Origin of the sequence: Streptomyces sp. NPDC056061, from assembly GCF_042266885.1 — a bacterium.
Lineage (GTDB): Bacteria > Actinomycetota > Actinomycetes > Streptomycetales > Streptomycetaceae > Streptomyces.
The window spans coordinates 1-26045 of sequence record NZ_JBHJWQ010000045.1; the positions used below are offsets into that span (position 1 = coordinate 1).

A 26045-nucleotide genomic window follows, 5' to 3' on the forward strand; every position below is an offset into this window, starting at 1 on the left:
GTTGCCGCGCACCCTCGGGTGTGCGGCAACGGGCCCCTCTCCCGTCGTGTCCGGCCCGGAGCGCCGGTCAGCCCATCAGGGCCAGGAAGCCCGCCACGGTCGCGGCCATCGCCTCGCGCCCCGGAGCGATGTACTTCCTCGGGTCCACGCCCTTGGTGTCCCCGGCCAGGTACGCGCGTACCGCGCCGGTGAAGGCGGTGTTCAACGCCGTGCCCACATTGATCTTGACCATGCCGGAGGCGACGGCCCGGCGGATCTCGTCGTCCGGGACACCGCTGGAGCCGTGCAGCACCAGGGGGACCGGGACCGCGTCGCGCAGTCGACCGACCAGCTCGTGGTCCAGGGCGGCGGTGCGTTCGGTCATGGCGTGCGAGGAGCCGACCGCGACGGCGAGCGCGTCCACACCGGTGTCGCGGACGTACGCGGCGGCCTCGGCCGGGTCGGTGCGTACGCCGGGGGCGTGGGCGTCGAGCGGGGGCTCGCCCTCCTTGCCGCCGACCTTGCCGAGCTCGGCCTCGATCCAGATGCCGCGCTCCCGGCCCCAGGCCACCGCTTCGGCGGTGACCCGCACGTTCTCCTCGTAACCGAGCTTGGAGGCGTCGAACATCACCGAGCCGAAGCCCTCGGCCTCCGCCCGGTGCAGCAGGTCCACGGACTCGACGTGGTCGAGGTGGAGCGCGAGCGGGGCGTCGGAGGCACGGGCGACGGCGGCAGCGGCGGCGGCGACGGGGGAGAGCCGGCCGCCGTGGAACTTCACGGCGTTTTCGGAGATCTGCAGGATGGCGGGGGCTCCGGCGCGTTCCGCGCCGGCTGCGATGGCTTCCGCGTGCTCCAGCGTGATGACGTTGAAGGCGGCGATTCCGCGTCCCTCGGCCTGGGCGGCGGAGACGAGTTCACCGGTACTGACGAGCGGCATGCTGACCTCTGTTGCTTCTGTGCTGAACGGCTCGCCCGGCCTCGGCGGCCGGTGGGGCCGGTGCGGGTGGACCTGGCGGTCCGGTACGGATGACCGGGCGGGCCGGTTGCGGGTGGTGGCTCATCCGGTGGGCTCTCAGGCCGCCGGGCGGTGTTCCTCGACGTCCACGCGCGGCAGCAGCTCCTCGTACGCCGTCCGGTCGAAGTCACCGGCCGTCGGGGAGAGCACCGTCGCCGCCGACAGCGCCACCGCCCGCCGCAGCCGGTCCGGCCAGGCCAGCCCCTCGACGAGGCCGGACAGCAGACCGGCCACCGCGGAGTCACCCGCTCCGGTCGGGTTGCCCCGGACCCTGTCCGGCGGGGACGCCCGCCAGACGCCGTCCGGGGTGACCGCGAGCATGCCGTCCGGACCCAGCGACGCGACGACCCCGTGCGCGCCCCGGCGACGGGCGTCGCGGGTGGCGCGCAGCGGGTCGCGGGAGCCGGTGAGCTGGGCGAGTTCGTCGGCGTTCGGCTTGATCAGGTCGGGGCGGGCGGCGATGCCGCGGCGCAGCGGCTCGCCGCTGGTGTCCAGGAGCACCGGGACGCCGGCCGCGCGGGCCGGACGGACCAGTTCGGCGTAGGCGCCGACGTGGATGCCGGGCGGCAGGCTGCCGCAGAGGGCGACGGCGTCGGCCCCGGCGAGGAGTTCCCGGTATCGGACGAGGAAGGCGGACCACTCGTCGGCGCTGACGAGCGGGCCGGGTTCGTTGAGCTGGGTGGTGTCGCCGGTGGTCCGGTCGACGACGGCGATCGTGCGACGCGTGTTCCCGGCGACGGTGACGAGGGCGTCGGTGATCGGGGCCGGGGCGGAACGAGCGGCGGAGGAGGCGTGCGGGGCGGGGGCGGCGTCGGCGGGTATCGCGCGGTCGTCCTGCCCCTCCGGGGAGGTGCCGGTGGCGCCGGTCCGGGGTCCGGTCCGTGGGACGTCCGCCTCGGGGGCGCCCGGTTCCGTGTTCCGCGATCGGGTGTCCTGCGGTGAGAGACCGGCCAGCAGTTCGCGCAGCACCGTTCCGGTGGAGCCGCCGGCGAAGCCGGTGACCACCGTCTCGTGGCCGAGCGCGGAGAGGACCCGGGCCACGTTGAGGCCCTTGCCGCCGGGGCGCTCGGAGATGTCGCTGACGCGGTGGCTGGCGTGCGGGACGAGTTCCGGGACGCCGTACGTCAGGTCGAGTGCCGTATTCAGTGTGACCGTGAGGATCACCGCGGCCGCTCCCTCGATCCCTGCTCTGGAGCGCGAACCCTCGGGATGGAACGCGCTTTCTCTGCCTGTTGCCGGGCGTACCTGCCGCCCGTTTCCGGGACGATCATGTCAAAGAGACGGCGGTCGGCCCAGACCTCCGGACCAACCGCCGTCTCTTCGTTACGTATTCGACTCACCGTCAATAAAGGGGTGGAATCTTCACGTAACCGGGTGAATCAATTGATCCGTGTACAACCGGGCGAATCAGCCGATCTGCGGCTCGATGATCCATTCGCCCTTGCGCATGACGCCCTTGAGCCGGAAGTCGGCGTCCAGGACCACCAGGTCGGCGTCCTTCCCCGGCTCCAGCGAGCCGACCCGGTCGTACACGCCGAGCAGCCGGGCCGGGTTGGCGGAGATGGACTGCACGACGTCCTCGACCGGGATCCGGTCGATGGTCACGGCCCGGTGGAACGCGGTGTCCAGGGTGAGCGTGGAGCCCGCGATCGAGTTGCCCTCGACAAGTCGTGCCACGCCGTCCTTGACCTCGACCGCGAGCGGGCCGAGCTGGTAGCGGCCGTCGCCGAAGCCTGCCGCGTCCATGGCGTCGGTGATCAGCGCGACGCGGTGGGCGCCCGCGTGGTGGTACGCCAGCTCCAGGGCGGCCGGGTGCAGGTGCGTACCGTCGTTGATCAGCTCGACGGTGACCCGCTCGTCCTCCAGGAGCGCGGCGATCGGGCCGGGGGCACGGTGGGCGAGCGGCGGCATCGCGTTGTACAGGTGCGTGGCGACGGTGGCGCCCGCGTCGATCGCCGCGACGGTCTGCTCGTACGTGGCGTCGGTGTGGCCGATCGCGGCGATGACACCGTGCTCGGCCAGCAGCCGCACCGAATCGATGCCTCCGGGGAGTTCGGTGGCCAGGGTGAACATCTTCGCCGTGCCGCGCGCCGCGTCCATCAGCTTGCGGACCTCGGCGGGGTCCGGGTCCCGCAACAGGTCCTCGCTGTGCGCGCCCTTGCGGCACGGGGAGATGAACGGACCCTCGAAGTGGATGCCGGCCAGATCGCCCTGCTCGACGAGTTCCGACAGGACGCCGGCCCGGTGGGCGAGGAAGTCCATCTCGCCGGTGACCGTGGAGGCGACCAGCGTGGTGGTGCCGTGCTCGCGGTGGGTGCGGATGCCGGTGAGAACCTCGTCCACGGTGCCGGACGTGAAGGACGCGCCGCCACCGCCGTGGTTGTGCATGTCGACGAAGCCCGGGACCAGCCAGTGACCGCTCAAGTCGACGGACAGGGCGTCCTCCGGGGCCGAACCGGCGATCCGGGAGTCCTCGACGATCACCCGGCCGTTCTCGATCGTCCCGGTGGGAAGCACTACCCGGGCACCTGCGAGAACTGTGCTGTCTGCGCTTCCGGCCATCAGACGGATACCTCCGTGTCGAGTAGGTCCCAGGCGAGCAGCCCCGCGCCCAGGCATCCGGCGGTGTCCCCGAGGGCTGCCGGGACGATGCGGGGCAGCTTCTGGAACGTGACGCGTTCCTCGACGGCCGCACGCAGTGGTGTGAACAGGGTTTCCCCCGCCTCGGCGAGCCCGCCACCGATGATCAGCATGCGGGGGTCGAGCAGCGTCAGGGCGGTGACCAGTCCGGCGGCCAGCGCGTCGACGGCGTTCCGCCAGACCTCCAGGGCCGCCGGGTCCCCCGACTCGACGGCCTTCGCGCAGTCCGCCGCGTCCGCCGTCGGGTCTCCGGAGGCTGCTGCCCAGTCCCGGGTCACCGCGGAGGCCGACGCCAGGGTCTCCAGACAGCCGCGCTGGCCGCAACCGCAGTCGGGCCCGTCCGGGCGGACCACGATGTGGCCGATCTCGCCCGCGTAGCCGTGCGCCCCGGCCTCGATGGTGCCGGTGATGCCGATGGCCCCGGCGATGCCGGTGCCCAGCGGTATGAAGAGGAAACGATCGGCGCCCTTGCCCGCACCGATCCGGCCCTCCGCGAGCCCGCCGGTGCGTACGTCGTGGCCGAGCGCCACGGGGACGCCGCCGAGCCGTTCGCCGAGCAGACGCCGCATGGGCACGTCCCGCCAGCCCAGGTTCGAGGCGTAGACCGCGATCCCGTTGTCGGCGTCGACGATGCCGGGCACGGCGACACCGGCCGCCCGGGCGCTCTCGCCGAGGTGCTGCTCGCCGTACGCCCGCAGGTCCGCGGCGAAGGTGAGGATGGACTCCACGACGGCCTCGGGGCCGCGCTCCCTGCCGGTGGCCCGTCGCGCCTCGTGCAGCAAGGTGCCGTCGGCCCCGACCAGTGCGGCCTTCATTCCGGTGCCGCCCACATCGAGGGCGATGACGTGTTTCACGGGAAACAGTCTCGCCCGAGTGACCCCGATAGGTCTAGTCCACTCTGTCGGTTTGTTGCGGTTCTATACAAAATCGTGTCCGCAGGATGTTCGCACGCCCTTCCCCGGGGCGTTGCCGGACGGCCCCCGAGGCCGCCTGGGCCGCCATCCGGCGACTGCCGGGGCTTCCTCCGACGACTGCCGGGCCGAGCGGGCCCCGGCGTGTCCCGACCTGGCATGTCCCGACCTGGCATGTCCCGACCTGGCATGTCCCGACCTGGCGTGTCCCGGCCCCGCGTGTCCCGGCCCCGCGCCCGGAAGGGCATGGCAGGGGCGGCGGTGCCGGTCCGGACCACTGGGCGCGGATCGGCGGCCGGACGACGGCCCGATGGTGAAGCTCCCAGCATTTCCCATCGGTTGGGCGTCGGCGCAGGTCACGGCGGCGCCCCGGCGGATCAACCGGGCGCGGGCGCGGGCTCGTTGCGAAAGCGATAGGTCTTTGGTGTAGACCTTCGACGGACGACCGGGGAGGATCGCTGCTCATCCGGAGGGCTCCACGAGATCGGACTGGGCTGTGCGGCAGCGCTACTTGAGACGGACCGCGGCTGTGGCCGCGCTGGGACTGACGGCAGTGCTCGCGGGATGCGGCGGTGGCAGCGGTGACTCGGGGGACGTCACACTCCGGCTCGTCGCGGCGGACTACGGAATCGGTCCGGCCAACAGCTCCGAGAAGTACTGGGACGGCCTCGCGAGGAGCTTCGAGGCGTCCCATCCCGGCATCAAGGTCGACGTCAGCGTCTATTCGTGGAACGACATCGATCGCGAGGTCGCCGCGATGGTCAAGAAGGGGCAGGCCCCCGACATCGCCCAGATCGGCTCGTACGCCGACTACGCGAAGGCCGGGAAGCTCTACCGTGCCGACGAACTGCTGTCCATCCGCACTCAGGCCAACTTCCTGCCGCGCCTGACCGACGCGGGCAGTGTGGACCGGATCCAGTACGGAGTGCCGTTCGTCGCCAGCACCCGGCTGCTCTTCTACAACAAGGACCTGTTCACCGAGGCGGGGCTGGGCGCCCCGGAGACCTGGGACGACATCCGCGAGGACGCAGAGGCCCTCAAGGAACGCGGGGTGAAGTACCCCTTCGCGCTGCCGCTCGGCCCCGAGGAGGCGCAGGGCGAGACCATGATGTGGCTGCTGAGCGGAGGCGGCGGCTACATCGACGACTCCGGTTCGTACGAGATGGACTCGGCCGAGAACATCGACACGTTCGACTGGCTGAAGAAGAACCTTGTCGAGAAGCGGCTCGTGGGACCCGTCGCGCCCGGCTCGCTCGACCGGGCGAAGGCGTTCGAGGCGTTCACGCGCGGCGATGTCGGCATGCTGAACGGTCACCCGACGCTGATGCGGGAGGCGAGGAAGAACGGGGTCTCCGTCGGCATGGTGCCGCTGCCCGGCATCGACGGGAACGGCCGGGGCCCGATGGGCGTCGCCGACTGGATCATGGGCTTCAAGCAACGCGGCCACCGGGTGCAGACGGGCAAGTTCCTGGAGTACCTGTTCACCGACAGGAACGTCATCGACTTCGTCGACGCGTACGACCTGCTGCCGGTCACCAACAGCGCCTCCGAGTCGATGGAGTCCGACACCGAGCACAAGCCGCTGCGGAAGTTCCTGGCCGCGCTGCCCGACGCGGAGTTCTATCCGTACAACAAGACGTCCTGGGCCCGGACCAGCGAGTCGATCAAGAAGAACATCGGCAAGGCGGTCGATCCCGGCGGGAGCCCCGCGAACGTACTGGGCCGCATTGCGCGCGACACGGAGGCGGCGGAGGCGGCGGAGTGACGTCCCGCCCGGCAATCGGCCAGGAGGAGGCCAGTCCGAGCGGCTCCGGCCGCGCATGACGTCGACGACCAGCCCGGCACCGGCCATGCGGCCCCGTGGGCGACGCCCCGGGCGATCAGGGACGTCGCCCACTCGGACGCGACGAGCAACGAGCTTCTCCTCGACGCCCCCGGCCGCGTGCAGTGATGGCTGGAGCCCTATCCCAACACGAACCTGTTCGCCGTCATGGTCCATGTCCTCGGCGAGTCCATCCGGCATGCCGGGCACGCCGATATCCCCCGCGAGGGCCTCGACGGCCGGACCGGGTTGCGCGCCGCACACGAGAAGCAGATCGACGAGGAAGCCCGTGCAGCCCACTGCGCGAAGATCGAGCAGGCCGCCAGGTCGGCCGCACCGATCAAGGCTTGAGCGATGCGACACGGGTGTGACGGCGGAACGCGAAGTCCTGGTCAAGGCCCTGTGCGATGAAGCCGCCAGGAACCCGGTGCCGATTCGCCCCGGGGCTGTGCCGCGATCCCCTCACCCGCGCACGGGCATCGCGCGAGCCTTCCGGTCGCCCGGTGGCGGTCCTCCGGCCGGGCGATAGGTTGGCTGATATGAGCACCCCCGCCCGCGACCCCGACGACCAGGACCCCCACGACCGGGCACACGGCTCCGACGGCCCGGCGTCCGACACCGATGCCCCGGCCGAGCAGGTCGTCCCGTCGGGCCCGGCAGACCCGGTCTCCCCGGCCGCCGGCCTCTCCGACCGGGACCGCGCCGTGCTCGCCGTCGAGCGGCGCTCGTGGACCGGTCCCGGGGCGAAGGAACGGGCGATCCGCGAACAGCTCGGGATCTCGCCCACCCGCTACTACCAGATCCTGAACGCGCTCCTCGACGACCGCCGCGCTCTGGAGGAGGACCCGGTGACGGTGAACCGCCTGCGTCGCGTCCGGGACGCGCGCCGCGGACGCCGCTGACCGACCCGCGCCGGAGCACCCGGAGCGGCGCCGCCCCGGCGCGGGGTCATATCTTGTCCATGCTGAGGTTGCCTTGGTCGTCGACGACTTCGACCTTGACATACGCCACGTCGCGGCCTATCACACTGCACTTGAATGTGTTGCCCTTCTTGGCCTCCACGGCAGTGGGGCAGTTCACCCCGTCCCTGGACATGTTGCTGTCCCCGTGCGCGGTGGCCGCGACCTGGCGCTCCATCGCCTCCTGGTCGAGCAGACGCGGCGGGTGGCCGCTGGGCACTTTGACCGTCACCACGACGGCACGGGTGGCAACGACGACGGACGAGAACCCCACGAGGGTGCGGGCGAACTAACCGTGCTCGGTCATGCGAGTTTCCTACCGCTCCTGTGACCGCTGTTACAAGTGGTCCCGGCCAAGCCGGGGGAGCGATTGCGAGGCGCCAACTCCGCTTCTAGGAGCAGATGTTGACCGAACAGGTGGTGATTGTGACGGGGAGGCTCGACCGATCGTGCGACTCGGCGTGCCGACCGTGGTGCGTTCGGTCGCCCATCAACTCCATGAGTGACCCCGGCAGCACGCCGACGCTCCGGGGGCCGGCGCAAGGAGTGATACCTCCTCACGCCGCAATTCCCGTCTGCCGCATGGGCAGCTCTCCGGCTCCGGCGGCGCAGGCGGAGAAGGAGACGGAGGCCGTCGGCCACTTCCGGTAGCCGAACCTCCGCCCACGGCCCCACCGTTCCGTGCGTTGTCGCCCGAGCCTGATCGACCCCGCTCGGGCGATGCCGCTCAGTCCGCCTTGACGGACTCGACGAACGGGGTCCAGGCGGAAGCGGTGATGACCAGCGCAGGCCCTTCCGGGCGCTTGGAGTCGCGGACGGGGACGAGGCCGGGGGCGCCGTCCGCGACTTCGAGGCAGTTGCCCCCGGAGGGGTTGCTGTGACTGCTCTTGCGCCAGGGGGCGAAGCCCTGGGCGACTTCGAGGCAGTTGCCGCCCGAGGTGTTGCTGTGGCTGCTCCTGCGCCAGTGAGCGAACTCCTGGGCGACTTCGAGGCAGTCGCCCCCGGATGTGTTGCTGTAGCTGCTTTTACGCCAGGTCGCGATGGTCAAGTCGAGTCGGCTGTAGGCCATTTCGGTAGTCCTCTGCCGCTTTCTCGATCATGGTGAGGGACGCACCCGGCGGCAAGGCTGCGGCCCTGAGCAGATCGTAGGACCTCCGATACTGCTTCACGAGCGCCGGTTCGTCGATGGTGTGTCCGTGGTGCTGGCTCTCCGTGTAGAAGAGCGGCGGCGCGTCCGCGAAGTCCAGCACCATGGCGTTTCCCAGCATGAGGGCGTGAGCCCCCGAGTTCCACGGAAGGATCTGCGTGAAGATCCGGCCGCGCCTGATGAGGGCGGCGATGTGGTCGAGCTGCTCGGCCATCTCCTGCGGCGGAAGGATCGGCAGCCGCAGCAGGGATTCGTGCAGGATGTTCCAGTACTGCGGGGTCCGATGGCTCTCCTCGAAGAGCTGAGCACGTTCCAGACGCGCGTCAACCTTCGCATCGATCTCTTCCGGCAGCTCCGGCGTTCGCTCGGCACGGAACAGGGCGTGTGCGTATGCCCCAGTCTGGAGCAGTCCCGGGAAGACCGTCGGTGACCACTGCTCGATGACCTGGGCGCGCTTCTCCTCCTCCAGCACTCGTTCGAAGTACTCCGCGTGCCCCTTGCGCCTCGCCTTCCGTACGTCGTCGCAGTTCCGTACGAAGTAGCCGTCCGTGCCGAGCACCCGGTCGGCGTGCTGGGCGAGCCTGAGGGGGATGCGGCGGTTGCCGTGCTCGATCTCGCTGAGGAACGTGATGCCGTAGAAGCTGCCCTCGACCAGCTTCTCCAGGGTCAGCCCGGCCTTCTCCCTTTGGTAGCGGAGTTCCTTGCCGTAGAACTGCGGGACGCCTGCCGAGCCGTCGATCTCCTTGCGCGTAGCCACGCTTGATCACCTTTCACGCCGTGCGGTGCGGGAGCGGAAAACCCTTTGACGGTAGAACGCCGCGCGGCGTTGCGTGAGGTGTTCGTCACAGCAGGCAACGAAAGGTGGACGTGGACTGCCCGTGCACGAGGAAGGGCGCGTGGCACACCGGCACTCCGGACCCGTCGTTCTCCGCGCCGGGGCCTCGACGCCCCGCACATCGGCACCCTGGGCTCCGGCCTCCGCCGGGAGGCACGGACGTATCGCACGGAGACCATCCTCGCCGTACCCGCCCTGCCCCGCCCCGCCGCTATAGGCTCGCCCCATGGGCAGCAACCCGCACGCATCCGCGCCGAGCGAGACCCCGTCCGAGTTCCCCACTCCCACCACCGCGTCCGGCCGAGAGGCCCTTGCCGCGATCCTCGCGCGCCCGGACCGTGCCGTCGTCGCGCTCGACTTCGACGGCACGCTCGCCGACATCGTCCCGGACCCCGATCGGGCGCGTGCCCACCCCGGGGCCGTCGCCGCGCTGGCCGCGCTCGCCCCGAAAGTCGCCTCCGTCGCCGTGATAACGGGCCGCCCGGCCGGTGTCGCGGTCCGGTACGGGGGCTTCGCCGGGGTGCCGGGGCTGGATCACCTCGTCGTCCTCGGGCACTACGGCGCCGAACGCTGGGACGCCGTCACCGGTACCGTCCACGCCCCGGCCCCGCACCCCGGCGTGGCCGCCGTCCGCGCCGAACTGCCGGGCGTGCTCGACCGGTTCGGCGCCTGGCAGGGCACCTGGATCGAGGAGAAGGGCAGGGCGCTCGCCGTCCACACCCGCCGCGCCGCCGACCCGCAGGGTGCCTTCGAGGCGTTGCGCGAACCGCTCGGCGAACTCGCCGCCCGGCACGGGCTGGTCGTCGAGCCCGGCCGACTGGTCCTGGAACTGCGCCCGCCGGGCATGGACAAGGGCGTGGCGCTCACGCGGTACCTGCGGGAGGCGGACGCCGAGTCCGTCCTGTACGCGGGCGACGACCTCGGCGACCTCGCCGCGTACGCCGCCGTCGAGAGGCTTCGCTCCGAGGGACCCGACGGCATCCCCGGCCTGCTGGTGTGCAGCGGCAGCGCCGAGGTCACCGAGTTGGCGGAACGGGCCGACCTGCTGCTGGACGGGCCGCCCGCCGTCGTCCGCTACCTGGCGGCCCTTGCCGAACGCCTCTGAGCCGTCACCGGGTCAGTAAGATTTCCGACCATGGTGGACGTCGGGGTGAGGCAGTTACGAAGGAGCCGGGACAGGCTGGAGCGCAGGGGCGAGGCGGCGCAGGCCGAAGGCGATCCGCAGACGGCCGGGCTGATGCTCTTCTACAGCGCGGAATGCGGGCTCAAGGCCGAGATCCTGGCCATGAACGGGAGCCGGGACACCTCCCAGCTCCCCGGTCACCTGCGCAACCACGATCTGCGCGCGCTGGCGAAGGAACTGCGGTTGTCCGCTCCGACCCAGACAGGGCTGACTCCCTGTCGGCGGAAGGCCGTGCGCGGCGGTACCGGGCATGGGACCGGACAGCCCGCTCCCGTTGATCCGCCGAGTCTTCACCAGGCGTGGCGGTACGGCGCGGACCTGAATCCGGAGGATGAAGCGCGGGCGCTGAGGGCACTGCGTACGTTGATCGCGGGGTCCAGGACGGGAGTGGAGTAACGATGGTGGAAGGCTACCGGGCTGCCGAGGCAGTGAATCTGTTCACCTGGGTCGATGTCGACGAGCGTCTGTCCATCGAGGCGGCGGCGGGACATTGGCCGGACTGGCTGGTGGAGGCCGATGCCTGGTGGGACGGCCTGGAGCTGACGGTTCGCGCCGGTGCCGGGGAGGCGGATGTCCGCCGATGGCTGGACAAGGTATTCGGTACGGGGTCGGCCCTCGGTGACCCCGGGGAGTTGGTCCTCGCGCTGGACCGTCCGGCCGGGATGGAAACGACCGGCCTGCCGGTGACGCTGGTCGCCGACACGGAGTACGTGCGCAGCCGTCGAGACCCGCGGCTGATGGAACGGCGCATCACCGCCGATCTGGCCGACTTCATGCAGCGGCCCGCGCAGGATTCGTTTGCTTCCGACGTGCAGATGCTGGCCTTTCACTCGTTCAAAGGAGGAGCGGGACGCACCGTTCACGCCGTCGCGCTGGCCGATGAACTGGCACGGCGCGGACGGCGGGTCCTGCTCGTGGACGGGGATCTGGAAGCCCCCGGCATCACCTGGATGTACCAGGCGCAGGGCGGAGCGTGCGACGTCGCCTACGAAGACGTGCTCGCGCTGCTGCACGGTACGCCGCGAGGAGGCCAGCAGGAGGCGATTGCCATTGCCGCCCCCTACCTGGCGAACCAGGAGGTGGCGCGCCATCGTGGCGGAGGCACCCTTGTCGTTCTGCCGGCGAGCAGGAGGGTCCGGCTGGGCCCGCCCCGCATCGAGCCCGCCCACCTGATCACGAAGGACCGTCCGGCCCACTTCCTGACCGAGTCGCTGGCCGAACTCGCCGCGGCGGCAGGTCTGGACACCGTTCTCGTCGACCTTCGTGCCGGTGCCTCGGAACTGTCCGCCCCCGTATTGCTGGACCCGCGGATACAGCGCGTGTTCGTCACGACGTTGAGCAGCCAGTCCCTTGAGGGGACGGAACACCTCATCTGCCAGCTCGGCAACAAGGCTCCCTGCGTGGAGGGGCGGGACCCGTCCCCGGCGGCCGTCGTGACCCAGTACCGGCTCGACGCCCACACGGCGGAGGCGGAGCAGGCCAAGGCGCGCCTGACGGCGTCGCTGGAATGCTTCACCGCCAGGTACCAGGGGCAGTCGCAGGGCCTGGAGAGCGGTGAAGCCGATGCGGCCGACACCGGTGGTGTCGACGCATTCGTCCGGGCGGAGCCGCTGCTCAGCCCGTTCCGTGAGGAACTGCTCGCGCTGCCCCGTAGCTGGGACGACGTGATCGATGTCGTACGGCGGTGCGGGGTGGGCGAACTGGTGGGGAAGCTGGTCCCGGAAGTTCCGGTGTCCTTGGTGGCCGGGGCGCTTCCGCCGGAGGGCGAAGGCAGCCTGGAGGAGCGCAGGGGGGCTCTTTACGAGAGAGCACGCTCCTTGGTCTTCGCGGAGCGGAGCGGTCTCGACAGCGGTCTCGGGTTCCTGTCGACGGAGCCTCTGCGCCGGTTGGTGGGCGACCACCGCACGAATTTGCCGGTGACGGTAGTCGTCGGTGCGAAGGGCGCGGGGAAGACCTTCACCTACGCACGTCTGTGCGCGGCGGGGCGATGGACTGCCTTCGCCGAACACGCACAGGAGTCGGTCCAGGCCGACGCACCAGTGGTCCCCGTGCTCGACCCGGGAAACATGGACCAGTACGGCTCCGGCGCTTCGCCCGAGGGACCGCAGACGCTGCGGGACCGTTCGGCCGGGGGGCAAGGCGCACGTCCGGACGACATTCGTTCGCTTCTCCAGGACGCGCTGAACAGCGAGTACCGCGAGGACCAGCGGTTCTGGAGCGCTACTTGGCTGCGCTGCATGGCCGTGGCGGCCGACGGGCCCCACGCACTGGACGCGGACGCGGAGAACGTGCTGATGCGCCGCAACCTCTCGAACCCCGTCCTCTTCGTGTTCGACGGGCTGGAGGACTTCTTCCAGGACCTCGAATCCGATGCACAGGCCAAGCGCATTGCGTTGCGCGCGCTGTTCACGGATGTTCCGGACTGGTTCCGCATGATGCGCAGTCGGCGACTCGGATTGGTGATCTTCGCCCGCAAGGACCTGGTCCGGTACTCGCTGCGGCAGAACGTCGGCCAATTCCTCGACCGGTACGACCCCTACGAACTGCGCTGGGACGCGCACGAGGCGTTGCGTCTCGCGCTCTGGGTGGCGACAACGGCCGATGCGGTCCTCCAACCGGAGGGGGAGCTGGCTCTGATGGCCCCGGACGCCGTGTCGCAGGCCCTGATTCCGGTCTGGGGCGCGAAGCTCGGCCGGGACAACTCACGGGAGGCATGGACCGAGCGGTGGATCCCTGCCGCTCTTGCCGACTTCAACGAGCAGGTACAGGCCCGTGACGTCGTTCGCTTCCTTCGGGACGCGGCGGAGCTGTCCATGAACGACGAGGACTGGAAGGACCGGCTGCTGAGCCCGTCCGCGCTGCGCTCGGCGCTGGTGCGGGGCAGCACCGAGAAGCTGAAGGAGCTGCAGCAGGAGAATCCGAGTCTCGGGAACCTTCTGCGGTCGGTCGGTTCCAGAGCCGACGAGGTGATGATGCCCTTCGAGGCGGAGGCTGTGGGTCTCGATGCCAATGACATCGTGACGTTGGAGGAGGCCGGAGCCCTGGCCAGGGACAACGACGGGCGTTACCGGCTGCCGGAGATCTATAGGCACGCACTTGGCTTCCGGACCAAGGGACGGGCTCGGGTGGTGCGGGGCTGAGAGCCTGTCGCGCGACTCTGCCGGGCGCCCGTCAGTCCCGCAGGGCGTCCAGCTGGTCCAGGAACCACTGCTGCGGCGGCAGCGCGACCGCCGCCGCGGCCAGGCGTTCCGTGCGCGCGGACCGTTCGTCGTCCGCCATGGTCAGGGCCTCGTGCAGTGCCTCGGCCGTCGCGGACACGTCGTACGGGTTCACCACCAGCGCGTCGCTGCCCAGCTCCTCGTACGCGCCCGCCTCCCGGGACAGCACCAGGGCGCAGCCGTGGTCCGAGACGACCGGGATCTCCTTGGCGACCAGGTTCATGCCGTCGCGGATCGGGTTGACGAGGGCCACGTCGGCCAGCCGGTACGCGGCGAGCGAGCGGGCGAAGTCGTCCTTGACGTGCAGGACGACCGGGGTCCAGGCAGTCGTGCCGTACACCTCGTTGATGTCGTCGGCGACCTGCCGGACCTCGGCGGTGTAGTCGCGGTACACGGCGAGGTCCTGCCGGGAGGGGTAGGCGAAGGCGACGTGGACGACGCGCTCGCGCCATTCGGGCCGCTCGTCGAGGAGCGCACGGTACGCGAACAGGCCGCGCACGATGTTCTTGGACAGTTCCGTGCGGTCCACCCGGACGATTGTCCGCCGTCCGGGGCCGATCTGCTCGCGCAGTGCCGCCATCCGCTCGTCCACGTCCGCCTCGTGCGCGCGCCGGCGCAGGAAGTCCGCGTCCGCGCCGAGTCCGTGCACCCCGATCCGGGTGTCCCCGGTGCCGCCCAGGATCTCCGCGCAGCAGCCGGTGAAGGCGTCCGCCCAGCGACGGGTGAGGAAGGCGGCCCGGTCGGCGCCCAGGATGCCGCGCAGCAGTTGTTCCGCGATGTCGTCGGGGAGCAGGCGGAAGTAGTCGACGGGGGCCCATGGGGTGTGCGAGAAGTGGCCGATCCGCAGGTCGGGGCGGAGCGCGCGGAGCATGCCGGGCACCAGCGACAGGTGGTAGTCCTGCACCAGTACCGCCGCTCCCCGCCCGGCCTCCTCGGCGAGGGCCTCGGCGAAGGCCCGGTTGTACGTCTCGAACGACGCCCACTGCCGCCGGAACTCCGCGTCGAAGACCGGCTCCAGCGGGGTCTGGTAGAGCATGTGGTGGACGAACCAGAGCACCGAGTTCGCGATGCCGTTGTACGCGTCCGCGTGGACGGCGGCGTCGATGTCGAGCATCCGCACGCCCGGTTCGCCGACCCCGCGCCGGACCGCCTCCCGGTCCCCGTCGCCGAGCGCGGCGCACACCCAGAGCTTGTCGTCGACCGCGCTCAGTCCCGAGACGAGCCCGCCCCCGCCCCGCCTGGCGTCGAGCGAACCGTCCGTGGCGAGGGTGTACGACACCGGGCCGCGGTTGGAGGCGACGAGGACCTGCGCGGCGGGCCGGGTCCGGGGCCGGGCGTCGGGCTGGGCTGCGTGCTCGGAGACCATGTTGCGGAACCTAGCCCGATCACGAACCGCCCAAACGCGCGAAGCCGGGCCACGCCCGGCGGGCCCGGCCCGATGGCGGACGCCCGAGGGGGTCACGCCGGGCGGCGCCCGGCGGGGGCAGGTGGCGCGGCGGCCCGCGGGGTCACGCGGCGTGGTGGGCGACGTACTCCTCGATCTCCCGCATCGGGGGCCGCTCCTCGGTGTCGACCGGGTGGGTGCGCGGCACGAATCCGTGGTCGCCGCGCTCGAACTGGGTCAGCGAGGGGCGCACCAAGTGCCCGCGAGACAGGCGGAGTTGGGCGGTCCGGTAGATCGTCGCGGCCATTCGGCCGAGCGCCTGGCCGTCCTGGTGGCGGTGTTTGCGCACCCCCACGTCGACCTGGCCGAGCGCGTCCAGGCCGACCGTGTGCAGGGCGTCGACGAGGAGGCCCAGCTCCACCCCGTACCCGACGGGGAAGGGCAGCTGCTCCAGCAGGGAGCGGCGTGCGGCGTACTCGCCGCCGAGCGGCTGGACGAAACCGGCGAGCCGCGGCCAGTGCAGATTGAGCAGCGGGCGGGCCACCAGTTCGGTGACGCGACCGCCCTGGGCGGCGGCCCGGCCGGTGGCGAGACCGGAAGGGCCTTTGGGACCGCCCTCGGAACCGCCTTCGGGGGTGTCGCCGAACGGCCGGTCGTACATCGCCTTGACGAACTGCACCTCCGGGTCGGTCAGCAGCGGGCCGACGATGCCGGAGACGAAGTCCGCCGAGAAATCCCTCAGGTCCGCGTCGATGAAGCAGACGATGTCGCCGCCGGTCACCAGCAGTGACCGCCACAGCACCTCGCCCTTGCCGGGCACGGTGGGTATGCGCGGGAGTATGTCGTCCCGGTGCACCACCCGGGCGCCGGCTTCCCGGGCGACCTTCGAGGTGTTGTCCGTGGAGCCGGAATCGATCACCACGAGTTCGTCGACCAGCCGGACCTTCTCCATCAGCTCGCGCCGGATCGTCGTGACGATCTCGCCGACGGTCGCCTCCTCGTTCAGCGCAGGCAGGACGACGCTCACGCTTCCGCGCCGCGGGTCCTTGGCCTTGGCCGCCAGGAGGCGGTCCAGCGGGCGGTCGGCGGCTGACCAGGAACGCCTGGTCAGCCAGCGTTCGACCTCTTCCAGCACGGTCGATACTCCCTGTATGTGATCCATCTCGCGGTTCGGACGACTATCTCAACAGTCCGGGGCTTCGGTTACAGTCTTGAACAACGCGGACGACCGTCGCATGTCGGGGTCGGTCCGCCGACAAACGCCTGGACCATTGATCCAGTGCCACAGCGCTCATCCAGAGGGACTGAGGGAACGGCCCGTTGACGTCCCGGCAACCCTCCTGCCGACCGCGAGGTCACGGTGGGGAAGGTGCCAATTCCGGCTTGCGGCGAAACGCGCCGCAAGGAAGATGAGGAGAAAGGGCCTCCGCCATCATGGCCGTGCAGACCGCCGCAGCGAATACCGCTTCTTCCGCCGATGCCCCTGTCGCAGGCGATTCCCCCGTCGATCTCGGTGCCGCCGCAGCGCTTTCCTGCCGCGAATGCGGCGAGCGGTTCGAACTCGGCCCCATTTTCGCCTGCGCGTCCTGTTTCGGGCCGCTCGAAGTGGCGTACGACCTGCCGACCGGTTCCCCCGAGGAGCTGAGGAAGCGCATCGAGGCCGGGCCGAACAGCATCTGGCGCTACGCGCCGCTGCTGCCGGTCCCCGCCGACGTCGCGGACAAGCCCAACACCAACCCCGGCTTCACCAAACTGGTCAAGGCCGACAACCTGGCCCGCGAGCTGGGCGTCACCGGCGGCCTGTACGTCAAGGACGACTCCGGCAACCCGACCCACTCCTTCAAGGACCGCGTCGTCGCCATCGCCGTCGAGGCGGCCCGCGCCTTCGGCTTCACCACCCTGTCCTGCTCCTCCACCGGCAACCTTGCCGGTGCGGTGGGCGCCGCCGCCGCCCGCGCCGGCTTCCGCTCCTGCGTGTTCATCCCGCACGACCTGGAGCAGGGCAAGGTCGTCATGGCCGCGGTGTACGGCGGTGAGCTGGTCGGCATCGAGGGCAACTACGACGACGTCAACCGGTTCTGCTCGGAGCTCATCGGCGACCCGCTCGGCGAGGGCTGGGGCTTCGTCAACGTCAACCTCCGCCCGTACTACGGCGAGGGCTCCAAGACCCTGGCGTACGAGATCTGCGAGCAGCTCGGCTGGCGGCTGCCCGACCAGATCGTCATCCCGATCGCGTCCGGCTCGCAGCTGACGAAGATCGACAAGGGGCTCCAGGAGCTGATCAAGCTGGGCCTGGTCGAGGACAAGCCGTACAAGATCTTCGGCGCCCAGGCCGAGGGCTGCTCCCCGGTCTCCACCGCGTTCAAGGCCGGTCTCGACGTCGTGCGGCCCCAGAAGCCGAACACCATCGCCAAGTCCCTGGCGATCGGCAACCCGGCCGACGGCCCCTACGTCCTGGACATCGCCCGCCGCACCGGCGGCGCGGTCGAGGACGTCGACGACGAACAGGTCGTCGACGCGATCAAGCTGCTGGCGCGCACCGAGGGTATCTTCGCCGAGACTGCGGGCGGGGTGACGGTCGGTGTGACGAAGAAGCTGATCGAGAACGGCGTGCTCGACCCGTCGCTGACGACCGTCGTCCTCAACACCGGCGACGGCCTCAAGACGCTGGACGCGGTGGCCGCCACCTCCCAGGCGACCGCGACGATCCGCCCGAGCCTGGACGCGTTCCGCGCCGCCGGCCTCGCCTCCGTCTGAGCCCCTACCGAGACCGAAGAAAGGCATCCGCCATGAGCGTCAAGGTCCGTATCCCCACCATTCTCCGCACCTACACCGGCGGCCGGGCCGAGGTGCCGGCCGAGGGCGAGAACCTCTCCCAGGTCATCTCCTCCCTGGAGCAGAACCACCCCGGCATCGCCGCCCGGGTCCTGGACGACCAGGGCAAGCTGCGCCGCTTCGTGAACGTGTACGTCAACGACGACGACGTGCGCTTCGAGAACGGGCTGGAGACGGCGACGCCGGACGGTGCCGGCATCTCGATCATCCCCGCCGTCGCGGGCGGCTGCTGACCCCCTCCGATCCTCCGTCCGGCGGCCGTCCGGCAGTTTCACCGCGTTATCGAATTGCCCTCTCCGGAACAAACGGAGGGGGCAATTCTGCATGGTTGAGCGCGGTAGAGTGTGGGAAGTCCCCCCAGCTTCGCGTGCCGCCCGCCTATGAGAATGCGCCCGGTCACGACAAGAAGTGGCCAATGTGCTCGATCTTCATGCGCCATAAGTCGCCTTTGCCCGGCCCGACTTGCCCCGGAATCTTGTGAATTCTTCATATCCGGGCGGTCGGTCGTGCCCGGAATTCTCGTCGGATTGACCTGTTGCACAGGGCAGTTGGGCAGATACATTCAGCCGCGGTCGACGCGTTCCGGCGCACACACACCTTCTCCTGTCGGAGGGTGGGTTCTGACCCGGGTCCGCGAAGTGCGGTCCTGCGCAAGGGCCAGTAATAGGGGAGTTAGGCATGGCTCAGGGCACCGTCAAGTGGTTCAACGCGGAGAAGGGGTACGGCTTCATCGCGGTCGACGGTGGTGCGGATGTTTTCGTCCACTACAGCGCGATCCAGATGGACGGCTACCGCACCCTCGAAGAGGGTCAGCGAGTTGAGTTCGAGATCTCGCAGGGCCAGAAGGGGCCGCAGGCGGACATGGTCAAGCTCGCCGTCGGCTGAGTACGGCGCGGTCGGCCAACAACGACACCACTCACGCACGGAGGGCCCGTACCCCGGGGACACCCAGGGGACGGGCCCTCCGCGCGTGAGTGGGCGACCGGGGCACTGCTTGGGCGGCCGGTCGCGTGGCGGGTCGGGTCGGGCGGGGGTGAGGTCCGTCGTCGAGGGGCGAGGTCCCGTCGCCGGACCGTCGACCCCGAGCCAACCTTCCCCGAAGGCGCTTGCACTCTCGGGGGTCGAGTGCTAATCATTGGCGTTAGCACTCTCCAGGTGAGAGTGACAGAACTTGGACCGGGCCGGCGAGGCCCGCAGGTCCGGTGGGGCAAGGAACCACCGGCATGCAGGCCGTCCGTCGCGGGCGCCACTCGGTCCGGAGAAATCCACCCCTGTCCGGGAGGACCACTTCACATGGCCAAGATCATCGCGTTCGACGAGGAGGCCCGGCGCGGTCTCGAGCGCGGCATGAACCAGCTCGCTGACGCCGTCAAGGTCACCCTTGGCCCCAAGGGTCGCAACGTCGTCCTTGAGAAGAAGTGGGGCGCCCCCACGATCACCAACGATGGTGTGTCCATCGCCAAGGAGATCGAGCTGGAGGACCCGTACGAGAAGATCGGTGCGGAGCTGGTCAAGGAGGTCGCCAAGAAGACGGACGACGTCGCCGGCGACGGTACGACCACCGCCACCGTTCTCGCCCAGGCGCTCGTCCGCGAGGGCCTTCGCAACGTCGCCGCGGGTGCCAACCCGATGGCTCTCAAGCGGGGCATCGAGAAGGCCGTCGAGGCCGTCTCCGCCGCTCTCCTGGAGCAGGCCAAGGACGTGGAGACCAAGGAGCAGATCGCTTCCACGGCCTCCATCTCCGCCGCCGACACCCAGATCGGCGAGCTGATCGCCGAGGCCATGGACAAGGTCGGCAAGGAAGGCGTCATCACCGTCGAGGAGTCCCAGACCTTCGGTCTGGAGCTGGAGCTCACCGAGGGTATGCGCTTCGACAAGGGCTACATCTCGGCGTACTTCGCCACCGACATGGAGCGTATGGAGGCGTCCCTCGACGACCCGTACATCCTCATCGTCAACTCGAAGATCAGCAACGTGAAGGACCTCCTTCCGCTGCTGGAGAAGGTCATGCAGTCCGGCAAGCCGCTGCTGATCATCGCCGAGGACGTCGAGGGCGAGGCCCTGTCGACCCTGGTCGTCAACAAGATCCGCGGCACCTTCAAGTCCGTCGCCGTCAAGGCCCCGGGCTTCGGCGACCGCCGCAAGGCCATGCTCGGCGACATCGCCATCCTCACCGGTGGCCAGGTCATCTCCGAGGAGGTCGGCCTCAAGCTGGAGAACGCCGGTCTCGACCTGCTCGGCCGCGCCCGCAAGGTCGTCATCACCAAGGACGAGACGACGATCGTCGACGGCGCCGGTGACAGCGACCAGGTCCAGGGCCGCGTCAACCAGATCCGTGCCGAGATCGAGAACTCCGACTCGGACTACGACCGCGAGAAGCTCCAGGAGCGCCTCGCGAAGCTCGCCGGCGGCGTGGCGGTCATCAAGGCCGGTGCCGCGACCGAGGTCGAGCTGAAGGAGCGCAAGCACCGCATCGAGGACGCGGTGCGCAACGCCAAGGCCGCCGTCGAGGAGGGCATCGTCGCCGGTGGTGGCGTGGCTCTGCTCCAGGCCTCGGCCGTCTTCGAGAAGCTGGAGCTCTCGGGTGACGAGGCGACCGGCGCCAACGCCGTGAAGCTGGCCCTGGAGGCCCCGCTCAAGCAGATCGCCGTCAACGGTGGCCTGGAGGGTGGCGTCGTCGTCGAGAAGGTGCGCAACCTGGCCGTCGGCCACGGTCTGAACGCCGCGACCGGCGAGTACGTCGACATGATCGCCGAGGGCATCCTCGACCCGGCGAAGGTCACGCGTTCCGCGCTGCAGAACGCCGCGTCCATCGCCGCGCTGTTCCTCACCACCGAGGCCGTCATCGCCGACAAGCCGGAGAAGGCCGCCGCGGCTGCTCCGGGCGGCATGCCGGGCGGTGACATGGACTTCTGATCCCGCGCGGATCGGCAGTTCATATACAGCTCAGCTGTCGCGCAGGCCCCTGGGACCCTTCCGGTCCCGGGGGCCTGCGCCGTTCGTCGTGCGTATGTATCCGGGTGCGCGTCTGGGTCTGGGGCCGGGGCCATGGACGTGCCGGGTGCCACGTGCCGAGTACCCGTGTGGCTGTGGGCGATTCGGTGTGCGATTCGGTCTTCGTGTCGGGCTACCGGTTCTCATCGCAGTGCACCGGGCTTCAGCCCGGTGGTGAAGTGATTTCTGGGAAGTGCTCCGACTCGTGCTGTGCGTACGGGTCCGCGCTGTCGACCTCGGCTCGGACGGGTCGGTTCTGCTGCTCGATGTACTGCTTCACGATCGACAGCGGAGCCCCGCCGGCCGACCCGGCGAAGTAGGAGCCGGACCACAGGCGCTGTGCCCGCCAGTAGTGCTGGACCAGTTCTGGATACTCCTGGCGGAGTCTGCGGGAACTGACGCCCTTGAGGCTGTTGACCAGCTTGGACAGGGCAACCTTCGGCGGGAAGTTCACGAGCAGGTGGACGTGGTTGTTCCCGCCGTTGAACTCGACCAGCTCGCATGCGAAGTCCTCGCAGACGGCCCGCATGATCTCCTCCATGCGCGTCAGGTGGGCGTCATTGAAGACCTCGTGCCGGTACTTCGTCACGAAAACCAAGTGCGCGTGAAGGACGAAAACACAGTGTCTACCAGTATGGATGTTCTGATACTCGGCCATAAACCAACCGTAGTACGGTGAGCGGTATGCAGCTTCGGTACAGCTTCCGCCTGTATCCGAACGGTCCTCAGCGCTCAGCGCTGGCCAGGGCGTTCGGGTGTGCGCGGGTGGTCTACAACGATGCGCTCCGCGCCCGTGAGACCGCCCGCGCCGCAGGCGAGGCGTTCGTGAAGACCGGGGACCTGTCCAAGCTGCTGATCACCGAGGCCAAGCTCACCGAAGAACGCGCGTGGCTCGGTGAGGTGTCCGCCGTCGTCCTCCAGCAGTCCCTGCGAGACCTGGACACCGCGTACCGGAACTTCTTCGACGGCCTCAAGGGCAAGCGCCCGCGCATGGGAGCGCCCCGCTTCAAGAGCCGCAAGGACAACCGGCAGGCCGTGCGGTTCACCGCGAACGCCCGTTGGAAGATCACCGCGGGCGGGGACCTGTCCCTGCCGAAGATCGGGGACGTGCGGGTGAAGTGGTCCCGCAACCTCCCCTGTGTGCCCTCCACAGTGACCGTGATCAAGGACGCGGCCGGAAGGTACTTCGCGAGCTTCGTTGTGCAGGCCGAGCCCGTCACACTGGCCGAGACCGATCGGACCGTCGGCATCGACCTGGGGCTGGGGCACTTCGCCGTCCTGTCCGACGGCACGAAGATCGGCGCTCCGCGCTTCCTGCGCCGGGCCGAGAAGAAACTCAAGAGGGAACAGCGCCGCCTGTCCCGCAAGGCCAGGGGATCGAGGAACAGGGATAAGGCCCGCATCAAGGTCGCCCGCGCTCACGCGCAGGTCGCCGACGCACGGCGCGAGTTCCACCACCAGCTCTCCACCCGGCTGATCCGCGATAACCAAGCGGTCGCCGTGGAGGACCTGGCGGTGAAGGGACTCGCCCGCACACGCCTGGCCAAGTCCGTCCACGACGCCGGATGGTCCGCGTTCGTGACGATGCTGGAGTACAAGGCCGCGAAGTTCGGCCGCGGCTTCCACCGCATCGGACGGTTCGAACCGACCTCCCAGGTCTGCTCGCAGTGCGGCGTCAAGGACGGCCCCAAACCCCTGCACATCCGCGTATGGGAATGCGGGGCTTGCGGGGCCGTCCTCGACCGGGACATCAACGTGGCGGTCAACGTCGCCAAGGCCGCCGGACTGGCGGTGTCAGCCTGTCGAGCGCAGGTAAGACCGGTACTCGTACCGGCCCGGCGCGGTGAAGCAGGAACCCACCGAGACGGGTCAGCCGACCGTGGTAGGAATCCCCGGCTTTTAGGCCAGGGAGCGGAAGTCAAGGGAGCCGGTCGATGATCCAGGTGGAGAGTTCCTCCGTCACCAGGCTGTGGCCCTCGTTGCGGGCGGCGAGTCTGAACTCGTCGAGTCCGCTGTCCTCCGGCGGAAGCGCGGAGATGTCCGCGTACAACGTCTCGTCCGTGTCCGGCTCGCGGATGTCGACCGCGCTGACGGACGGCACGAAGCAGTGCGAGCGGATACGGACGTCGGTCTTGAACCCGAGTGCCGGGCCGAGCGCGTTGAGGCCGTCGGCGAGGATGCCGAAGCCCTCCAGCTGGCCGCCGGGGGCGCCGTCGAGGGACGGGAGGCCGCGCGTGCGCACCTCGTGCGGCTTCAACGTCAGCACGTGGAGTTTCGCGGCGCGTTCGTCGTCGCCGGGTGCCTGGGTGTGGAGCTCGGTGCCGCTGACCGACGGACCCCTGCCCTCCAGAGCCAGTTCACCGGCCGGCACGTCGCTGCCGGTGCCGTCGCCCGTGCCGTTGGCGACCCCGATCAGTCGCGGCCTGCGCGGCCATTCGCCGACCCGCCGCATCTCGGCGAGGAACGTGGCGCGTTCGGCGCTCTGCCCCGGTGTCCCGTTCCATTCCTCGATGTGCCGCCACAGCAGCTGGCGGGCGGCCGGGCTGTTGATCTGGTCGGAGAACCGGCTGTCCAGGACCCTGACGTAGTGTGCGAACGCCTGGAGACCGATCGGGATCCAGGCGCCGCGATGCGGGCTGTCGTAGGAGAAATACAGCGCCGTCCGGTGATCCACGCGCCGGTGCTCCAGCGTGGCCAGGGCGTGCCTGGCGACCAGCCCGCCCGTGCTGAACCCGCCGACGGCCAGCGGCGTGTCGCCCTCCTGCTCCGCGGCTGCCTGCATGATCGCGGCCTGCACGGTCCTGGAGTTGTCCAGAACGGATGCACTCCGTTCGTGGAAGCCGACGAGGACGACATCGTGGCCCCGGCGGCGCAACTGGCTGATCAGGGGGTAGTCGCCGAACTCCATGACCTCCCAGACGAAGTCAAGGCTGCTCGGCCCCGTGTGGAATCCGTCGGCGAAGACCACGGGCCGTACGAGACCCCGGTTCCCCTCGCCGTGATACACCCAGGCGGTGCCGCCGGGCAGGTCCCATACGGTCCTGGGCAGCAGCGGAAGCGCACCGCGCGGCTCGGCGTCCCGGCGGAGGCCGGGGATCAGAGTGATGGGGGGCTTGCTCTGAAGCGCCGAGGCGATCTGCTCGCGGGTCGGTTCGGACACAGGTTGTTCCCCTTTGGGCCGGTTCATTACGACAGGCGCCATCGTGAACACGGGGAGTAGTCGCGGCACCGGGAAGTGGATCAAACCACTCCCAGGTGGGAGCAGGTTTCGGCCATATGGGAGCAGTCCGGAGATCGCGGCAGGGTGCGACGTGCCGGATGCGTGGCGTGCTCATCGGTATGCCCTTTGCGGGGGCAGGGCCATCGCGGCTCGTACCTCGTTCATCCGGTCGCGTACCTGACGAGCGGGGAGAGCTCCGGCCGGTTCGGCGGGCATGGCGTCGGGATTGCCCCGGCACGGGGCGCACCGGCCGCCGAGGAGGGCTTCGGGCCTTCCGGGGGCGCGGCATTCGCTGCATTCGATGGTGAGCAGCGTCGCGCGCCGGGCGGCCGGGGTGATCCGTTCGGGTGGCATTTTGTCGGCGAGCCGTCGGCGGACGAGACCGGCGGCGTGGTGGACGGGGGTGGGAAGTCCGTCGGTGAGGGCGTGCAGGACGTGGACCTCCGCGGCACCGCGCTCGAACCACTCGGTGACCAGCGGCTCCAACCGCGCGCAGTCGGCCGCCGACAGGGTGAGCGAGGGAACGGTGCGCCCGAGCGCGGCCAGCAGCACGAACGCCCGGGACCGGGTGGGCCGTCGACGCTGCTCCGGCGGTACGTCGCCCCTGGCGAACGCCGCCCACCAGGCGTCGTCGCGCGCGGTGCGGGAGAAGAACGTGCGGGTCACCCAGAGCAGGCTGTGGTCGTTGGCGACGCACTCGCTGCCGCGCCGCAGGTGCCCGGCGTCCTGGAGGCGGTTGAGCGCGGTCCGCAGGGCGCACTGTCCGTACGGCAGCACCTTGGCCAGCGTCTTCACGGAGATGTCGGCGCCGTCGGGCAGCCGGTCGAGGTAGGCGGCGATGGCCGCCTCGCGGGGTGCGAGGTGGGAGAAGTCCCGTTCGGTGCGGGGGAGTTGCGAGGGGGCGGAGCGCTTCCCGTAACCCGGGTTGGCCATCGGGTGGGACTGCGAGGGTACGGGGAGGGGTGCGTGCGGCGGGCGCGGGGCGCCACTAAGCTGGCTGACAGCCACGGATCGGTTTCCTTTAATCGTCGATCGTGTTGGTCAGACCCCTGTTCGGTGTTCCCGCACCGGCAGGGGTCGTTTTGTGTGTCGCTCCGCACGCTAGAGCGTTGCGACGGTCCGTGGCAAACCGGTCACCTCGGGTCAACTTCTCGGCAGGGGAGGGTGGGTGGGAAGTGGCCCACCACCCATTCCTCTGAAAGAGCGCTCGGGTGGCGAGGCTTGAGCCCCGGGGGCGGGGAGGCCACTGCGGGACGTCCGCCGTGTGTGGTGTGTGTGGGGGGAGGCGTGGTGGTGTGTGGTGGTGTGTCCTGCGGACGGGTTCTCCGGGAGGGTCTTCGGCGAGACGGTGACCTGTTCCTGCCGCGTCCGGGACGTGATCGCCTCGGTGGTGACGCGTCGTCCGGGCTCCACGGCCTCCGAGGGCTGTTCGATCCGCGACCAGGACAGGTCCGGCACCCGGATGAACCCCGCGCAGAATCCACCGGGTTCGCCGTGCGGATGAAGGAAGACCTCGAAGTCGTGACCTCGAAGTCGTGAACCCGAAGACCTGACCCCGGAGACCTGACCCCGGAGATGGTGCCCGGGACGACGTGAGGCCCGGTCGGCCCCCGGCCGGGCGCCGACCGGGCTCGGCCGGTGTCCGGACCGGGGGCGGGTGGGGCTCAGTCGCGGCGGGGGCCGATGACCGTGTTGCCGTCGTGCACCGTGATCGCCAGGGCCGGGCAGATGTCGGCGGCGTCCAGGACCCGCTCGTCCGGCTCGATCCCGTCCGCGACCGCTCGGGCATGGTCCCGGCCGGACTGCCGGCCGTCCAGCGTGAACACTTCGGGGACGGTTCCGGCGCACATGCCGGAGCCCTGGCAGAGATCCGGGTCGACGCGTACGTGCCAGTCGGTCATCG

General features: G+C 70.0%; 22 protein-coding genes, 2 pseudogenes and 1 riboswitch. Of the genes and pseudogenes, 11 read left to right on the forward strand and 13 right to left on the reverse strand.

The genetic code is table 11. The annotated features are described in order from the left end of the window. Positions 1 to 67: 67 nt before the first annotated feature. The 4 genes from ACFC79_RS35220 to ACFC79_RS35235 all read right to left on the reverse strand — a co-directional run bounded on the left by ACFC79_RS35220 (position 68) and on the right by ACFC79_RS35235 (position 4488). Positions 68 to 916, reverse strand: a complete 849-nt coding sequence (locus ACFC79_RS35220; protein ID WP_376248956.1) for a ketose-bisphosphate aldolase — start codon at positions 914 to 916, stop codon at positions 68 to 70. A gap of 135 nt (positions 917 to 1051) precedes the next feature. Beyond that, complete coding sequence (locus tag ACFC79_RS35225; protein ID WP_376248958.1) at positions 1052 to 2158, reverse strand: 1-phosphofructokinase family hexose kinase; 1107 nt, start codon at positions 2156 to 2158, stop codon at positions 1052 to 1054. A gap of 243 nt (positions 2159 to 2401) precedes the next feature. Then, complete coding sequence (nagA, locus tag ACFC79_RS35230) at positions 2402 to 3556, reverse strand: N-acetylglucosamine-6-phosphate deacetylase (RefSeq protein WP_376248960.1); 1155 nt, start codon at positions 3554 to 3556, stop codon at positions 2402 to 2404. After that, positions 3556 to 4488, reverse strand: a complete 933-nt coding sequence (locus ACFC79_RS35235; RefSeq protein ID WP_376248961.1) for an ROK family protein — start codon at positions 4486 to 4488, stop codon at positions 3556 to 3558. Before ACFC79_RS35235 ends, nagA begins: the two co-directional genes overlap by 1 nt. A 568-nt stretch (positions 4489 to 5056) precedes the next feature. Between ACFC79_RS35235 and ACFC79_RS35240 the strand changes: the two genes are divergently transcribed. From ACFC79_RS35240 to ACFC79_RS35250, 3 genes and pseudogenes are all read left to right on the forward strand, one after another. Continuing rightward, positions 5057 to 6310, forward strand: a complete 1254-nt coding sequence (locus ACFC79_RS35240) for an ABC transporter substrate-binding protein (protein ID WP_376249010.1) — start codon at positions 5057 to 5059, stop codon at positions 6308 to 6310. Between the two features lie 129 nt (positions 6311 to 6439). Then, positions 6440 to 6718: pseudogene (locus tag ACFC79_RS35245) on the forward strand (DUF664 domain-containing protein); the annotation flags it as partial. 188 nt (positions 6719 to 6906) lie between these two features. After that, positions 6907 to 7269 carry a DUF3263 domain-containing protein gene (locus ACFC79_RS35250; protein ID WP_376248963.1) on the forward strand — a complete coding sequence of 121 codons (363 nt, stop codon included), beginning with the start codon at positions 6907 to 6909 and terminating at the stop codon, positions 7267 to 7269. A 46-nt stretch (positions 7270 to 7315) separates the two neighbouring features. Here ACFC79_RS35250 and ACFC79_RS35255 read toward each other — a convergent pair whose 3' ends face one another. From ACFC79_RS35255 to ACFC79_RS35265, 3 genes are all read right to left on the reverse strand, one after another. Continuing rightward, the gene (locus ACFC79_RS35255; protein ID WP_376248965.1) at positions 7316 to 7600 is read right to left on the reverse strand and encodes a DUF4333 domain-containing protein; all 285 of its coding nucleotides are present in this window, start codon (positions 7598 to 7600) and stop codon (positions 7316 to 7318) included. A 453-nt stretch (positions 7601 to 8053) separates the two neighbouring features. Then, positions 8054 to 8395 (reverse strand): DUF397 domain-containing protein, encoded by a 342-nt coding sequence (locus ACFC79_RS35260; RefSeq protein ID WP_376248967.1) that lies wholly within the window; start codon positions 8393 to 8395, stop codon positions 8054 to 8056. Then, positions 8352 to 9230, reverse strand: coding sequence for a helix-turn-helix transcriptional regulator (locus ACFC79_RS35265; RefSeq protein WP_376248968.1), 879 nt, complete (start codon positions 9228 to 9230; stop codon positions 8352 to 8354). The genes ACFC79_RS35260 and ACFC79_RS35265 overlap by 44 nt, the downstream gene beginning before the upstream one ends. Before the next feature lie 304 nt (positions 9231 to 9534). Between ACFC79_RS35265 and otsB the strand changes: the two genes are divergently transcribed. The 3 genes from otsB to ACFC79_RS35280 are packed head-to-tail and all read left to right on the forward strand — an operon-like array spanning position 9535 to position 13631. Further along, positions 9535 to 10413, forward strand: coding sequence for a trehalose-phosphatase (gene otsB / locus ACFC79_RS35270; RefSeq protein ID WP_376248970.1), 879 nt, complete (start codon positions 9535 to 9537; stop codon positions 10411 to 10413). A 30-nt stretch (positions 10414 to 10443) separates the two neighbouring features. Beyond that, the gene (locus ACFC79_RS35275) at positions 10444 to 10887 is read left to right on the forward strand and encodes a hypothetical protein (protein ID WP_376248972.1); all 444 of its coding nucleotides are present in this window, start codon (positions 10444 to 10446) and stop codon (positions 10885 to 10887) included. A gap of 2 nt (positions 10888 to 10889) precedes the next feature. After that, a complete protein-coding gene (locus ACFC79_RS35280; protein ID WP_376248973.1) occupies positions 10890 to 13631 on the forward strand; it encodes a KGGVGR-motif variant AAA ATPase in 2742 nt (913 codons plus the stop codon). Positions 13632 to 13662: 31 nt separating this feature from the next. Here ACFC79_RS35280 and ACFC79_RS35285 read toward each other — a convergent pair whose 3' ends face one another. Both ACFC79_RS35285 and ACFC79_RS35290 read right to left on the reverse strand, forming a co-directional pair. Beyond that, complete coding sequence (locus ACFC79_RS35285; protein WP_376248974.1) at positions 13663 to 15075, reverse strand: trehalose-6-phosphate synthase; 1413 nt, start codon at positions 15073 to 15075, stop codon at positions 13663 to 13665. Between the two features lie 142 nt (positions 15076 to 15217). Further along, positions 15218 to 16228 (reverse strand): glucosyl-3-phosphoglycerate synthase, encoded by a 1011-nt coding sequence (locus ACFC79_RS35290; protein WP_376248975.1) that lies wholly within the window; start codon positions 16226 to 16228, stop codon positions 15218 to 15220. Positions 16229 to 16381: 153 nt separating this feature from the next. After that, positions 16382 to 16509, forward strand: a riboswitch (SAM riboswitch). Between the two features lie 18 nt (positions 16510 to 16527). Between ACFC79_RS35290 and thrC the strand changes: the two genes are divergently transcribed. The 4 genes from thrC (at position 16528) to groL (ending at position 20844) form a co-directional block, all read left to right on the forward strand. After that, the gene (gene thrC / locus ACFC79_RS35295; RefSeq protein WP_376248977.1) at positions 16528 to 17850 is read left to right on the forward strand and encodes a threonine synthase; all 1323 of its coding nucleotides are present in this window, start codon (positions 16528 to 16530) and stop codon (positions 17848 to 17850) included. A gap of 32 nt (positions 17851 to 17882) precedes the next feature. Beyond that, complete coding sequence (locus ACFC79_RS35300) at positions 17883 to 18161, forward strand: MoaD/ThiS family protein (protein WP_376248978.1); 279 nt, start codon at positions 17883 to 17885, stop codon at positions 18159 to 18161. A gap of 445 nt (positions 18162 to 18606) precedes the next feature. Then, positions 18607 to 18813, forward strand: coding sequence for a cold-shock protein (locus ACFC79_RS35305; protein ID WP_003967346.1), 207 nt, complete (start codon positions 18607 to 18609; stop codon positions 18811 to 18813). 408 nt (positions 18814 to 19221) lie between these two features. Further along, positions 19222 to 20844: a chaperonin GroEL gene (gene groL, locus ACFC79_RS35310; RefSeq protein WP_352280049.1), complete on the forward strand. Its 1623-nt coding sequence runs from the start codon at positions 19222 to 19224 to the stop codon at positions 20842 to 20844. Positions 20845 to 21169: 325 nt separating this feature from the next. Here the strand turns inward: groL and tnpA are convergent. Then, positions 21170 to 21580 (reverse strand): annotated as a pseudogene (gene tnpA, locus ACFC79_RS35315) (IS200/IS605 family transposase); the annotation flags it as partial. Between the two features lie 26 nt (positions 21581 to 21606). Here tnpA and ACFC79_RS35320 point away from each other — a divergent pair. Continuing rightward, complete coding sequence (locus ACFC79_RS35320) at positions 21607 to 22860, forward strand: RNA-guided endonuclease InsQ/TnpB family protein (protein WP_376248980.1); 1254 nt, start codon at positions 21607 to 21609, stop codon at positions 22858 to 22860. Here the strand turns inward: ACFC79_RS35320 and ACFC79_RS35325 are convergent. The 3 genes from ACFC79_RS35325 to ACFC79_RS35335 form a co-directional block, all read right to left on the reverse strand. Beyond that, positions 22841 to 24082 carry an esterase/lipase family protein gene (locus ACFC79_RS35325; protein ID WP_376248981.1) on the reverse strand — a complete coding sequence of 414 codons (1242 nt, stop codon included), beginning with the start codon at positions 24080 to 24082 and terminating at the stop codon, positions 22841 to 22843. The genes ACFC79_RS35320 and ACFC79_RS35325 overlap by 20 nt on opposite strands. A 171-nt stretch (positions 24083 to 24253) precedes the next feature. Beyond that, complete coding sequence (locus ACFC79_RS35330) at positions 24254 to 25150, reverse strand: hypothetical protein (protein WP_376248982.1); 897 nt, start codon at positions 25148 to 25150, stop codon at positions 24254 to 24256. A gap of 656 nt (positions 25151 to 25806) precedes the next feature. Beyond that, entirely contained in the window at positions 25807 to 26043 is a 237-nt protein-coding gene (locus ACFC79_RS35335; protein ID WP_376248983.1) for a ferredoxin, read from the reverse strand. Between the last annotated feature and the right edge of the window lie 2 nt (positions 26044 to 26045).